The organism is Stenotrophomonas sp. Steno-Z10-BAI (genome assembly GCF_056393115.1).
This window is the reverse complement of sequence record NZ_JBWJOZ010000005.1, coordinates 63,695-77,409: the sequence shown is the minus strand read 5'-3', so window position 1 is coordinate 77,409 and position 13,715 is coordinate 63,695. Positions and strand designations below refer to the sequence as shown.

Annotated in this window: 8 protein-coding genes; 5 read left to right on the top strand and 3 right to left on the bottom strand. The window is 67.5% G+C overall.

What is annotated here, in order from left to right; genetic code table 11:
* Nucleotides 1-128: 128 nt before the first annotated feature.
* From AC06E9_RS13515 to AC06E9_RS13505, 3 genes are all read right to left on the bottom strand, one after another.
* On the bottom strand, nucleotides 129-1,484 hold the full coding sequence (locus AC06E9_RS13515) for a Gfo/Idh/MocA family protein (protein WP_346479031.1): 1,356 nt from the start codon (nucleotides 1,482-1,484) through the stop codon (nucleotides 129-131).
* Nucleotides 1,485-1,537: 53 nt separating this feature from the next.
* Nucleotides 1,538-4,510 carry a TonB-dependent receptor plug domain-containing protein gene (locus tag AC06E9_RS13510; protein WP_478056224.1) on the bottom strand — a complete coding sequence of 991 codons (2,973 nt, stop codon included), beginning with the start codon at nucleotides 4,508-4,510 and terminating at the stop codon, nucleotides 1,538-1,540.
* Nucleotides 4,511-4,643: 133 nt separating this feature from the next.
* Nucleotides 4,644-8,003: a TIM-barrel domain-containing protein gene (locus AC06E9_RS13505; RefSeq protein WP_478056223.1), complete on the bottom strand. Its 3,360-nt coding sequence runs from the start codon at nucleotides 8,001-8,003 to the stop codon at nucleotides 4,644-4,646.
* A 333-nt stretch (nucleotides 8,004-8,336) separates the two neighbouring features.
* Here AC06E9_RS13505 and AC06E9_RS13500 point away from each other — a divergent pair, with 333 nt between their 5' ends.
* The 5 genes from AC06E9_RS13500 to nagA are packed head-to-tail and all read left to right on the top strand — an operon-like array spanning nucleotide 8,337 to nucleotide 13,702.
* The gene (locus AC06E9_RS13500; RefSeq protein WP_152150845.1) at nucleotides 8,337-9,494 is read left to right on the top strand and encodes an SIS domain-containing protein; all 1,158 of its coding nucleotides are present in this window, start codon (nucleotides 8,337-8,339) and stop codon (nucleotides 9,492-9,494) included.
* 6 nt (nucleotides 9,495-9,500) lie between these two features.
* Nucleotides 9,501-10,427 (top strand): ROK family protein, encoded by a 927-nt coding sequence (locus AC06E9_RS13495; protein WP_152150843.1) that lies wholly within the window; start codon nucleotides 9,501-9,503, stop codon nucleotides 10,425-10,427.
* Between the two features lie 23 nt (nucleotides 10,428-10,450).
* Nucleotides 10,451-11,779, top strand: a complete 1,329-nt coding sequence (locus AC06E9_RS13490; protein ID WP_478056222.1) for a D-tagatose-bisphosphate aldolase, class II, non-catalytic subunit — start codon at nucleotides 10,451-10,453, stop codon at nucleotides 11,777-11,779.
* A gap of 34 nt (nucleotides 11,780-11,813) precedes the next feature.
* A complete protein-coding gene (locus AC06E9_RS13485; RefSeq protein ID WP_121040731.1) occupies nucleotides 11,814-12,590 on the top strand; it encodes a DeoR family transcriptional regulator in 777 nt (258 codons plus the stop codon).
* Nucleotides 12,587-13,702, top strand: coding sequence for an N-acetylglucosamine-6-phosphate deacetylase (nagA, locus tag AC06E9_RS13480; protein WP_478056221.1), 1,116 nt, complete (start codon nucleotides 12,587-12,589; stop codon nucleotides 13,700-13,702). The genes AC06E9_RS13485 and nagA overlap by 4 nt, the downstream gene beginning before the upstream one ends.
* Nucleotides 13,703-13,715 lie beyond the last annotated feature (13 nt).

Genomic DNA, 13,715 nt, shown 5'->3' with positions numbered 1-13,715 from the left:
CCGTGTTCATTGCTTTGCCTGCGCTGACCGCGCCCAGGCTGGGCCGCGCCATCGCCTGGCCGACCGGGTGAACGCGCGCACGGAATGGCCGGTACGCATCGGTACCGGCCGTTGAACGTCAACCTTCCTCAGTACGTCCCATCAAACGCGAAGATCGGCTTGCGCTGTTTCCACAGCCCGGCGGTGAAATCCGGGAATTCCAGCGTCTGGAAGCTGTTGGCGATGGACTGCTCGGACAGCGGCGTGATCGCGCTCCAGGTGATCGCGTCGTAGATGTCGATCGGCATCGGCGCCTTGGCCTTCAGAGCCTCCACGAAGGCATGGATGACGAACCAGTCCATGCCACCGTGGCCGGCGCTGGCAGCGGTAGCGGCATGCTGCTTCCACAGCGGGTGCTCGTACTGGTCCTGGTAGGCCTGGAACGGTTCCCACTTGTGCGGCGGGCTGCGCCCTTCGATGTGGATGGACTGGTTCACATCCATCCACAGGCCCTTGGTGCCCTGCACGCGGAAGCCCATCGAGTACGGGCGCGGCAGCGAGGTGTCGTGCTGCAGCAGGATGGTTTCGCCGTTTTCGCAGGCCAGGGTGGTGGTGACGATGTCGCCGAGCTTGAAGGCCACCTTGGTACTCGGGTGGGTCGTGCCACCGCTCTTGGCCACGGTGTACTCGTGCAGGCCACGCGCCTTGCTGGCAAACGCGTTGATGTGGGTGAAGCGGTTGCCACGATTGATGCCGGTGTACATCGCGCACGGGCCGATGCCGTGGCTGGGGTACAGCTCACCGTTGCGCTTCACCGAATGCTCGGTGCGCCAGCGTGCTTCGGACCAGCCCTTGGCACCGAACTCCACGCCGCTGTCATACGGCTGGCTGGGATCGCCGGAATTGAACTTCACCCCGCGCAGGTCGTGCTGGTAACCGCCCTGCAGGTGCACCAGTTCCCCGAACAAGCCCTGGCGCACCATCTGCAGCGCCGCCATCACATCGCGGCGATAGCAGACGTTCTCCAGCAGCATGTACGGCGTGCCAGTGGACAGCTGGGTCTTGAGCACGTCCCAGTGGTCCTGCAGGGTGATGCCGGCGACCACTTCGCAGCCCACCGCGACCTTGGCCTGCATCGCCGCGATCGCCATCGGCGCGTGGTATTCCCAGGGCGTGGCGATGATCACGCCGTCCAGGCCGCGCTGCTCGATCAGCCGCTTCCAGGCGTTGACGTCGCCGTCCTGGCCGTACGCCTTGGGCGCCGGCTTGCCGGCCTTGGCGACCATGTCCATGCCGCGCTTGAGCATGATCGGCTCGATGTCGCACAGCGCGACCACCTCCACGTCGTCGCGGCGGACCAGTTCCTTCAGCAATACCTGGCCGCGCATGCCGGTGCCGATCAGGCCCAGCCGCACCTTGCGCCCGCGCGCCCAGGCAGGCGTGTTCGGCAGCAGGCTGGTGGCGGCGACGGCCGCGCTGGCGGCGATGAATTCTCTGCGTTTCATGGACAGTACCTCGTGTGAAGATCGCGCCGGCCGGGACCGGCGCGGGGGAAGCATCAGAACTTATAGCCGACGGTGAGACTGTAGCCGCGACCGAAGATGGTGGCGTAATCGCTGGAATCGCCGAGGAAGCTGTTCGGGTCATAGAACGGCAGGCGGTCGAACAGGTTCTTGATGGTGAAGCCGACGTTCCAATGCGCATCCGGGCGCCAGGCCACGCTCAGGTTGGCGGTCCACCACGAGGGGGCGCCATCGCACTTGCTCTGCTCCACCGGCAGGTAGCCGGCGGTGCAGGTCTGCGGATTGTTGTCCTCCTCGTCGATCTGCTGCAGCGCCCACTTGGTGCCACCCACGTAGTTGACGAAGACACTGGTGGTGACCTGCTTGTAGCTCCAGTCCGCGTTCAACGTGGCGCGCAGCCTCGGGTTGTTGTAATAGCCGACCAGGTCGCCGTAGTACCAGCCGCTTTCATCATCCAGGTAGGAACGGTTGCGGTTGGCGATGGTGGCGGCCATACCGATGTTGAGGTTGCCCCACTCGCCCAGCGAGAAGCGGCTGCGCGCATCGATGTCGAAGCCGTCGATCAGGGTCTTGCCACGGTTCTTGTACTGGCCCACCACGCTGGCCACGTTGCCCACGCTGTAGCCGGGCAGCGTACCGGGACAGGCCACGCCGCTGGCCGGGTCGGCGCACATCGCCGCCAGGGCGGCCAGGTTGGCGCGGTCGCCTTCGGTGATCGGCGAACGCGTGGAGGAACTGATGTCTTCGTCGCGGGTGAAATCCGGGGCGACGATTTCATTGCTGCGGTAAATGAACCAGTAATCGGCCGACACCGACAACCAGTGGGTCGGCTCGTAGACGAAACCGAGCGTGGTGATCTTGGCCTTCTCCGGCTTCAGGTCCGGGTTGGGCTGGGTCATGCGCGCCACCGTGCGGCTGCAATCGGTATTGAGCAGGGAGTTGCCGAGGTCGACGTCCCCCCCGCGCTGCGACCGCAGCAGGAGGTTGGCGATGGCGTTGGTCTCGTTGCAGCGCACTTCATCACGGTAGCCCCCCAACTGGGCGAACACGCCACCGTTGCCGGACTCGGCCAGGCTGGGGGCGCGGAAGCCGGTGGAGTACGTGCCGCGCAGCATCAGCTGGTCGAACATCTGGTACTTCAGGCCGATCTTCGGGGCCAGGTTGGCGCTGAAGTCCGGGTACTTGTCCACGCGCAGCGCGGCGTCCAGCTCCAGCTTCTCGGTGAGCGGCGCCACCGTCTCGGCGAACAGCGCATAGGTATTGCGCTTGCCGTCGAACCACGAGCCGCCCTGCTGGGTGATCAGGCCGTTGGCCGCATCTGGGTTGCCCGGGGTGTAGAAGGTTTCGCGGCTGGCGTTGAAGCCGAAGGCTGCACGCACTTCACCGGCCGGCATCTGGAACAGCGGACCTTCGATCTTGCCGTCCAGCGTATGCAGGCGCGTCCAGGACTGGATGTCGAAGGTCGGGAATGCTTCACGGATCAGGGCGGCGTTGGCTTCGCTGATCTCACCGAACTTGTACGCCGGGTGATCGGAAATGATCACACGGCCGGTGCCCGGATCGACCGAGTACGGGCCGAAGGCCTTCTCGAAGCCGGCCAGGTTGACGTTGGTGGTCTGGTAGGTGACCGAGTGGCTGCCGGCCGTGGCAAACGCGGTTTCCCAGTTCCAGTCGCCGATGTCGCCGCGCAGCCCGGCCACCACGCGGTAGCTCTGGTCGGTGTTGCGCTGGCCGAAGTGGTTGGCACCCACGTCCTGCAGCAGGTACTGCAGGCCGACCACGCCGCCCATCAGTGCCTTCAGTTCGGGCGAGGCGTTGTTGTATTCGTTGTTCGGGCCCAGGTAGGGATACAGGAACTGGTTGACCGTGGTGCCGGTGTTGCGCGAGAACCAGCTGGTCGGGTTGCCGGTGGTGGTGCCGTAGGCGCGCGGCGTACCGCCGTTGGCGGTCAGGTCGATGTCGGTGTAGGTCGCTTCGGCGAAGGCTTCGGTGCTGTCGCCGATCAGGAAGTGGGCGTTGACGTACGCGGTGTTGCGCTCGGATTTGGCGCCGGCGTCGATCTCGTTGTTCATCCACGTTTCCCAGATACAGCGGGGGCCGGCCGCTTCGCTGGTGAGCACGTTGTTGCAGCCCGGCGCGGCCTCCTGCACACGGCGGCCGGTGACCGGATCAAAGGCGAAGTAGCTGCCCGGGTTGAACTCGCCCGGCTTGCTGCCGGTGCCCAGGCGCAGGTTGGGCAGGTAGTTGGGGTTGTTGACGTAGTACTGGTCGGGCCGCTTGTCGTAGAAGTCGCTCAGCGGGATCGCATCGCGCCGGTACAGGTTGACCGAGGCGTAGACGTTGTAGCGGTCTTCATCCAGATCGCCGAAGCCGGCGGTGATGCTGCCCTGGTGCTCGCCGTAGGAGCTGATCCGCGAGGATTTGTCCGTGGTGAGGTTGATCTCCGCGCCCTGGTAGGAGCGTTTGGTGATCACGTTGATCACGCCGGCCACCGCATCGGTGCCATAGACGGCCGAGGCGCCGTCGGTCAGCACTTCCATGCGTTCGATCGCCGCGGCGGGGATCGCATCGATGTTGACGAACTGGGTCTGGAAGCCGGCTGGTGCGCCGTAGTAGGACAGGCGGCGGCCATTGAGCAGCACCAGCGTGCCCTGTGCGCCGAGGCCACGCAGGTTGGCCTGCGAGGCGCCATCCGAACCGGTGAACAGCGAGCGCGAGTCCTGCTGGCCCGGCCGCGCGGCGGGCAGGTTGTCGAGCACCTGCAGCAGGGTGCGCGCGCCCATGTTCTCGATGTCCTGCTTGCTGATCACCTGCACCGGCGAGGCGGTTTCCACATCACTGCGGCGGATGTTGGAGCCGGTCACCTCGATGCGCGACAGCTCGGTGGCTTTCGTATCGGGCGCGGCGTCCTGGGCGCTGGCACTGCCGACCACCGCGACGGCCAGGCCGAGTGCGATGGACAAGGGGGTGGCGGTGATGCGGCGATGGCGATGGCGTTCGGTCAACATCTTTGGCTCCTTGTTCGATCCGCAGCGTGGGGCTGGCGGTGGATGGGTGTTTTCGGGCAAACGTCCCCCGTGCCGCGGCCAGACGGCCGCAGACGGGAAACGGGAGAGAGCGGTGGTTCGACGGGCGGTTCGGTTACGGCGACACGATGCTGGCGGTATCGCCCTCCTGTCCGATCAGGGCGGCATTGGCCCAGTTGCCACAGACCTGCGCGGGGTGATCGCCCTGCGCCCCGAGCGTGCGCAGGCTCAGCCGCTGCAGGCCGCGCACGTCCAGCTCCGGTTTGACCACGCCGGGTGCGTTGACCAGGCCGCTGTCGTACAGCAGCCGACCGTCACCCCACACCTGGAACTGCATGCCGCCGGCGGTGCGGCACTGATCATCGATCCCCAGGTCGGCGCGCAGCAGGCGCCAGCCGCCGCCCAGCTGTAGATCGATCCGGCTGCTGGCGTTGACGCCCAGGCCGCGGCGGAAATGCAGCCCGTTCATGCGCATCTCCGTCTGGCCACCGAAGGCGTGGTCGGCAGCGACGCTGGCCTTCAGCGGGGCCGGCATGGGCAGCGTGGAGAGATACAACTGCTGCGCCGGGCCTTCCGGTTGCGGATGCTCCAGCACATGGAAGGTGGACAGCACGATCGGGCCGACATCGCGGGGCTGCAGCGCATCCACCGCACGCGCCACGCTGCCCTGCGCTGCGGTGACCATCGGGTCGGCAGCGCTGGCACCGTCGCCTTCCGGGTTCTGCGTGCTGAGCACGCGGAAGCGCAGCAGGCGGCCGGCATGGGCGGGGAAATCGATCTGCTGCATGCCTTGCTGCAGGGTCAGGCGGCCACGCTTGATCGGCTCACCCCACTCGCCATTGCTGTCGGCCATGTAGATTTCGTAATCGCGGATCTGCCCGCTCTTCCAATGCTGGTCGTTGCGTGGCGCCAGTTCGATGCCGTCGATCAGCTTGCGTTCGCCGAAGCCGAGCACCCACTCGTGCACACCGGTCTTGACCGCCTGGTTGCGCACAGTGCGGAACCACGTGGCCGGATCATCGTCGAAGGCCTTCTCCATCTCGTAGCCCTGCTCCTCGGCCGGGCGGTTGACCACCAGCAGGCTGTCGGAGGGCAGCGCGCGGCCCAGCTCGGGCGCGGCCGGGAAGGCATCGTCGGCCGTTGCGGCGGCGATCGGCAGCTCCAGCTGCAGTGCGAGCGGCTGACGGATGTCGGTCGGTGCGGTGCGCACGTGCAGGGTGCCGCGGCGCTCGGCCGCATCGAAGTACCAGCCCTCGCCCGCGGCCTGCCACGCCGCCGGGTCGGCCAGCATCGGCAGCGCGCGGCCGTCCAGCGTCACGGCCGCCGGGCGCTGGCGGCTGAGCACGCGCAGCGCATAACGGCGCTGCGGCAGCTGGCCGGCGTACTGGCCCTGCACCGCCTCGATGCGCACCTGCACCGGGCCAGTCCCCTGTGCCGGGGCCTGCACCGTGATCGCCTGCGTGCTCGATTCGCCCTTCTCATAGCGGCGGGTGGCGCCATCATCTTCGTACAGCGTGTACTGCGAGGTGCCCTGCGGGTACAGATCGAAGGTCACTTCATCGAGCGGTTTCTCACCGTCGTAGAGCATCGCCGGGTACATCGGGATGATCGCCCCGGCGCGCACGAACACCGGGATCGTGGCCAGGTCGACCGGGCGGTCCAGCGAGCGCCCCTCGGCGCCGGCGAGCAGCTGGCGGCCGTCCCAGTAGTCGATCCAGCGGCCCTGCGGCAGGTGGATGTCGCGGCGCCAGCCTCGGCTCGCAGCCTGGCTGCGGTACACCGGGGCGATCAGCAGCTCGCGGCCGAGCAGGAACTGGTACTTGTGCGCCTCGGTATAGGCCTGCGGATCCTGCGGGTAGTCCCACATCAGCGCGCGCAGCAGTGGCGCGCCGCTGGTCGCCGCATCGTGCGCCAGCCCGTACATGTACGGGGTCATGCGCATCTTCAGCTTGAGGTAGTCGCGGTTGACGCTGCGGTAGGGCTCATCGAACCACCACGGGTGCTTGCGCGCATTGCCGGACCAGCCGGACATGCCCATCAGCACAGGGGTGAAGCTCTTCCACTGCAGGTCGCGGGTGAACGTCTCAGCGCTGCCGCCGAAGATCGCGTCCACGTCGCCACTGGCGTAGGCCATGCCGGACAGGCCCGAGCCGATCAGGGTCGGAATGTGCCAGCGGATGTAATCCCAGCTGCTGCTCTGGTCGCCGGTCCAGGCCACCGCGTAACGCTGGATGCCGCCCCAGCCCATGACCGTCCACAGGAACGGGCGCGAGTCGGAATTGTTCAGGATGCCGTTGAACGCGGACTGGTTGGCATCCATCGCGAACTGGTAGCCCTTGCCGGTCCAGGCCACGTCCAGCTTCTGCACGCGGCTGCCGGCAGTACCGACTTCCCAGGCGATCTTGTCGACGCCGTTCTCGGTCCACAGGCCGGTCTTGAAGCCGTATTTGGCCAGGCCCTGCACGGTCTCGGGCAGCTTCTTGTAGCCGCAGCCGTAGCCATCGTTGGGCAGGATCCAGCCGCCGGGCATGTCGTGGTCGCGATACTGCCGGGCCACGCTGTCGACGACATCCGGCGTGGTGCCGGTCGGGCCGTCGCTCCAGCCTTCGGGCACGCTGCCGGGCTTCTTGATGTTGTCGCCATCGTTGTAGCAGTCGGCGTCGCCATAGGAGAACGCCCAGCGCGGCAGCAGGCCGGCGCGGCCGGTCAGCGTGGTATAGCGGTCCAGCAGCGTGTGCAGGCTGGGCCCGACGAAGTAGTACGCATCGAAGCGGTCTTCGCGGTGCAGCAGCGTGGCCTGGTCGGCCTGGCGCAGATCATAGGTGCCGTCGCTCCACGTGTTGCGCAGCATGCCCCAGCCCCGCGAGCTCAGCAGCATCGGCGCCGGGTTGGGGCGATCGCCTTCTTCCCAGCCACCGGAATACGAGACCTCCAGTTCGCGGCCCTTGAACTCGAAGCGACCGTTCTGCTGGCCGCCGCCGTAGAAGTGCTCATCGCCTTCGCTGGAGAGCACCTGCACGCTCTGGTCCTTGTCCAGGTCCAGCGGCTGCAGTTCGTGCCACAACGCGACATCGCGTTCGCCGTCGCGGCGATCCAGCGACAGGCGCAGTGGCTGGCGCTGGATGCGCAGCACCAGGGCGTCGGTACGGATACGCACCTCGTTGCCATCTTCCTCCACCTCGAAGGCGACCTTCGCGGCCGGCTGCGGCAGTACGATCGGGGCAGCCTTGTCGCTGGCATCGGTGAGCGTGCCGTTGCGGCCGGCGCGCACACGCAGCACGTCATCGCGCAGCAACTCCACGCGCAGGGTGGCGCCGGTATCCGTGCTGAGTGTCCAGCCGGCGGTGCCGTCGTTGGCGGGGGCGGCGCTGATCGCACGCAGGTTGCCCACCGGCTCAGCGTTGGCAGTGGCAGCCAGAGCTACTGCGGTAAGCAGTGCGATCGTCAGACCAGTGCGTCGAAACCGGAAGTCCACCTTGCCCCCAAGCCCGCGGTCAGCGGGAAACTGAAACCAGTGCGGCCGACTCTAGGGCAGGGTCTCGAAAGATGTCAACAAATTGCAAAGAAAAAGGAAGGATATTTAAACATAAACGAAAGATGTGGCGGCGCGACACTTTCCAAACGCCACCTGAATACGCGTTTGTTGCCGCCTGAAACCTTGGTGCAGCGCGGCATCCACGGCCACCCATGGCGTTCAGACACCGATCGAACAGCGAAAACTGTGACCCACCGACCTTTTCTTTATCTTTCGATATTTGACATTTCGAAAGAAAACGAAGAAGGTGCGGTCGCCCAACAGGAATTGCGAATGGACGCTTCTCTGCTCCCTGATTTGCCCACGTGGCAGCGCCTCGGTGGCGCCTATACCGCCGAAGAAATCGCCCAGCAGCCCCGCGTGTGGGCCGCGCTGGCCAGCCTGCTGGAGGCTGCGCAGGTACGCATCGATGGCTTCCTCGGGGAGGCCCTGCGCGATCCCAGCCAGTTGGTGATCTTCACCGGTGCCGGCAGCTCGGGCTTCATTGCCGAGATGGTGGCCGACCAGATCAATGCGCAGTGGCCTGCCGAGGTGCGCGCCGTGCATACCACCAGCCTGCTGACCCATCCGGCGCTGTACCTGCGCCGCGACCGCCCGACCCTGCTGGTGTCGTTCGGGCGCAGCGGCTCCAGCCCGGAGAGCGTGGCCGCGGTGGATCTGGTCCGCGACCAGGTGGAGCACGCGCGCTTCGTCGATATCACCTGCAATGCCGAAGGCGAACTCGCCACGCGTGGCCACGGCCGCAGCGATACGTTGTCGCTGCTGATGCCGCCGGCCAGCTGTGATCGCGCCTTCGCCATGACCAGCAGCCTGAGCTGCATGCTGTTGGCCGCGCTGAGTGCGTTCGACAGCGCCCCGTGGGCAACGCGCCTGGAGCGTCTTCGCACGTTGGCCAGCCAGGGCGAGCGTGCGCTGGATGCCTGGGATGGCGCGGTGGCCACCCTCGCCCAGGCGCCGTATTCGCGTGTCATCTATCTCGGCAGCGGTCCCCTCGAAGCGGTTGCCCGCGAGGCCGCGCTGAAGGTGCTCGAACTCACCGCCGGCCGCGTGCTGGCGCTGGCCAATACGCCGCTGGGGTTCCGCCATGGGCCCAAGTCCACCCTCAACGGCGAGACCCTGGTGGTGATGCTGCGCAGCGCGCAGCCGCTGGCCCGCCGTTACGAGCAGGACCTGTTGAACGAACTGCGCCGCGACGGCATCGCCGGACGCGTGCTGTCGATCGGGCCGGAGGATGCGGACCGCGCCGACGGCGACTTCGTCCTCGCCGCACCCGCCTTGCCGGATCCGTGGCTGGCCCCGCTGTGGCTGCTGGTGCCGCAGTGCTATGCGCTGCAGCGTTCGGCCGCGCTCGGCATGACCCCGGACAATCCCTTCCCCGACGGCACGGTCAACCGTGTGGTGCAGGGCGTGACCATCCACCCCCACGGCTGAGCACGCATGCAGACCTGGTACGGCATCGACATCGGCGGCACCAAGATCGAACTGGTCGCGTGCGACGCCGCGCTGGGGGTCCATCACCGCCAACGCGTGGCGACGCCGACCCGCGACTACGCCGCGTTCCTGCAGGCGATCGTCGATCTTGTCGAGGCGGCAGACGCCGCACTCGGCCAGCGCGGCCTGGGGGTCGGCATCGGCCTGCCCGGCGTGCGTGATCGCGTCAGCGGCCGCCAGCTCAGTGCCAACGTGCCCAGCCTGACCGGTCAGACGGTCGGTGCGGACCTGCAGGCACGCCTGCAGCGCCCGTTGGAGCTGGGCAATGACCTGCAGTGTTTTGCCTTGTCCGAAGCCCATGACGGCGCCGCCGCAGGCTACCCCAGCATGTTCGGGGCGATCCTCGGCACGGGGGCGGGCGGTGGCTTCTGCGTCGGCGGCCGGCTGATCGCCGGGCACAACGGCATCGCCGGCGAGTGGGGCCACTGGAGCCTGCCCGCCACGCTGCAGCAGCGCCACGACCTGCCGGTGCTGGACTGTGGCTGCGGCCTGCGCGGCTGCCTGGAGCGTTACGTGTCCGGCAGCGGCCTGGCGATGATCCATGAACGCCGCGGTGGCGACGCGCTGGATGCCGCCGAGGTGGTCGCACGCGCGCAGGCCGGCGATGCCATCGCGCAGCAGGCGCTGGTCATCCACCGCGATCTACTGGGCTACAGCTTCGCCAGCTTGATCCTCGCGCTGGACCCACACGTGATCGTGCTCGGCGGCGGGCTGTCCAAACTGGAGCAGCTGTACCGCGATCTGCCGGCCGCGATCGCGCCCTACCTGTTCGACGGCATACGCGTGCCGCCGATCCTGCCGCCCACCTTCGGCGATGCCGGCGGTGCGCGGGGCGCCGCCCTGCTCGCGCGCCAGCACCCTCCCTCCCCCTGAACACCGTTGTTACTGGAGTTGCCATGTCCGCCGTCCAATCGTTGATCGCCGCCCATCGCCAGGGCCACCCCGTCGGGCTGTACAGCGTGTGCTGCAGCAACGCGCAGGTGCTGCTGGCGGCGATGCAGGTCGCGCAGCGTTACGACACCCTGCTGCTGATCGAGGCAACCTCCAACCAGGTCGATCAGTTCGGCGGCTATACCGGCATGACCCCGCCGCAGTACCGCGACTACGTGCTGCAGCTGGCGCGCGATGCCGGCTTCCCGGCCGAGCGGCTGGTGCTCGGTGGCGACCACCTCGGTCCCAACGCCTGGCAGAAGGGCCCGGCAGCAACGGCGATGGCGAACGCGCGTGACCTGATCGCCGCCTATGTCGCCGCCGGTTTCCACAAGATCCACCTGGACTGCAGCATGTCCTGCGCCGATGACCCGACCCCGTTGCCGGACGCCATCGTCGCCGCACGCTCGGCCGAACTGGCGCGGATTGCCGAGCGCACGGCCGCCGAGCACGGGCTGCCGCCACCGGTCTACGTGATCGGCACCGAGGTACCGATTCCCGGCGGTGAAGCCTCGCTGGCCGGCGGCCTGCAGGTGACCACGCCGGCGGCCGCAGCGACCACGTTGGCAATTCACCGCGAGGCGTTCTCCGCCCCGGACCTGCTGCCGGCCTGGGAGCGCGTGATCGCGATGGTGGTGCAGCCCGGCGTGGATTTCGACCACAGCAGCGTGCACTACTACGACCCGGCCGCCGCCGCGGAGCTGTCGGCCTTCGTCGAGCAGCAGCCGGGCATCGTGTTCGAAGCACACTCCACCGATTACCAGACCGAAGCCGGCCTGCATGCACTGGTCCGTGATCACTTCGCGATCCTGAAAGTCGGCCCGGCGGCGACCTATGCGTTCCGCGAGGCGGTGTTCGCGCTGGCGATGATCGAGCGCGAACTGCTGCCCGCCGCGCAATGCTCGCATCTGATCGAGGTGCTGGACCGCTGCATGGTCGACAAGCCCGCCAGCTGGCGCAGCTACTACCAGGGCGACGAACACGAACTGCGCCTGCTGCGCGCGTACTCGCTCAGCGACCGCAGCCGCTATTACTGGGGCGAGCCGGCGGTACAGGCGGCGCTGGACACGCTGGTCGCCAATCTCACCGCGCACGCGCCGCCGCAGATGCTGCTCAGCCAGTTCATGCCCGAGCAGCTCAAGGCGATCGAGGCCGGTGAGCTGCAGCCGTCGCCGTTGGCGCTGATCCAGCACAAGGTGGCGCTGCGCCTGGCCGAGTATGCCCGGGCCTGCAATCGCACTGTGTCGGGCACGCATAACGAAACCCGACAGGCCAAGGAGCTTTCGAAACGGTAAGCTTCGGCTTTCCCTTTCGAACGGAATCGCCCCCATGCGAAACACCCGGCAGCGCCGCCAACAGATCCTCCAGACCCTGGTCGAGCACGGCAACGTGCAGGTCAGCGAGCTGGTGGCGCGCTTTGCGGTCTCGGCGGTCACCATCCGCGCCGACCTGACCCACATCGAGTCGCAGGGGCTGGCCACGCGCACCCACGGGGGCGCGACGCTGGTGCGTACGCCGCCGCAGGAACAGGACATCCATGAAAAGGACGCGCTGAACCTGCCGATGAAGGACCGTATCGGTATCGAGGCGGCCAAGCTGGTCAAAGCCGGCGACAACATCATCATCGACTCCGGCTCGACCACGATGACCCTGGCGCGGCACCTGCGCGGGCATCGCGATGTCACGGTCATGACCAACGGACTCAACATCGCCTGGGAGCTGGCCAACGCGCCCGGGGTGGAGCTGCTGCTCACCGGCGGGCTGCTGCGCAAGCAGTCGCTCTCACTGCATGGCACCCAGGCCGAGGCGAGCCTCAACACCTACAGCTTCGACACGCTGTTCCTGGGCGTGGATGGCCTAGACCTGCAGTTCGGCCTCACCACCCACCATGAGGCCGAAGCCAGCCTCAACCACCGCATGGTCGAGCGCGCGCGCCGCATCGTGGTGCTGACCGACGCCTCCAAGTTCGGCCGGGTCAGCCTGCACCGCATCGCGCGGCTGGACCAGGTCCATACCATCATCACCGACGGCAGCATCGAGCCTGAGTACCTGGAAGGGCTGCAACGGCTGGGCGTCGAAGTGATCATTGCCGAGTCCCCGCCTTGACCGAGTCCCGCTCCCTGCACGGCCGCCTGCTCACCGACAACGGTTGGGTCCGCGGCGATATCCATTTCGACCAGCGCATCACCGCCATCGATACCGCGCACGCCGATCCGCGGAATGACGATGAAGTCCCGCTGATCCTGCCGGGCTTCATCGACCTGCATGTGCATGGCGGCGCCGGGGTGGACATCATGCAGGGCGGCACGACTGCGCAGACGGTGGCACGCGCGCATGCCCGGCACGGCACCACGGCGCTGCTGGGCACCACCATGACCGCGCAGGAAGACGACATCACCCGCGCGCTTGAGGGCCTGTCCGCCGCGATCGCCACGCGCGCACCCGGCATGGCCCGCGTGCTCGGTGTGCACCTGGAAGGGCCGTTCATCAGTGCGCAGCGCCTGGGCGCCCAGCCACCGCTGGTGGTCGAGGCGACGCTGGCCGACGTGCAGCGCCTGCATGCGATCGCCCCGATCAAGGTACTCACCCTCGCCCCGGAAATCGGCCAGCACCTGGCGCTGATTCCCGCGCTGAGCGCGCTCGGCATCCGCGTGCAGCTCGGCCACAGCGCCGGCAGCTATGAGGACGGCGTGGCCGCATTGAACGCCGGTGCGGCCGGCTTCACCCACCTGTTCAACGGCATGACCGGCGTGGATCACTACCAACCCGGCATCGCCACCGCCGCGCTCGCGCATGCGCAGTACGCTGAACTCATTCCCGATCTGCAGCACGTGCATCCCGGCGCGATACGCACCGCGCTGCGCGCGATCCCGCGCCTGTACTGCGTCACTGATGCGACTGCGGCGACTGGCATGCCCGATGGCGAATACGCGCTTGGCGTACAGCGCGTGCACAAATGCCTGGGCTGCGTGCGGCTGTCGAGCGGCTCGCTGGCCGGCAGTGCGCTGACCATGGACCAGGCGCTGCGCAATCTGGTCTCGCTCGGCCTGGACATCGCCGATGCCTCCCACCGCCTGTCGCGCTACCCGGCCGATTACCTCGGCATCGACGACCGTGGCCGCATCGCGACCGGTGCCTGGGCAGACCTTGTGGTGCTCGATCACGACCTGCGCGTGCGCGGCGTGGTGGTGGAAGGCGACGACATCGCGCTCGACTGAGCGTTGACTCCCC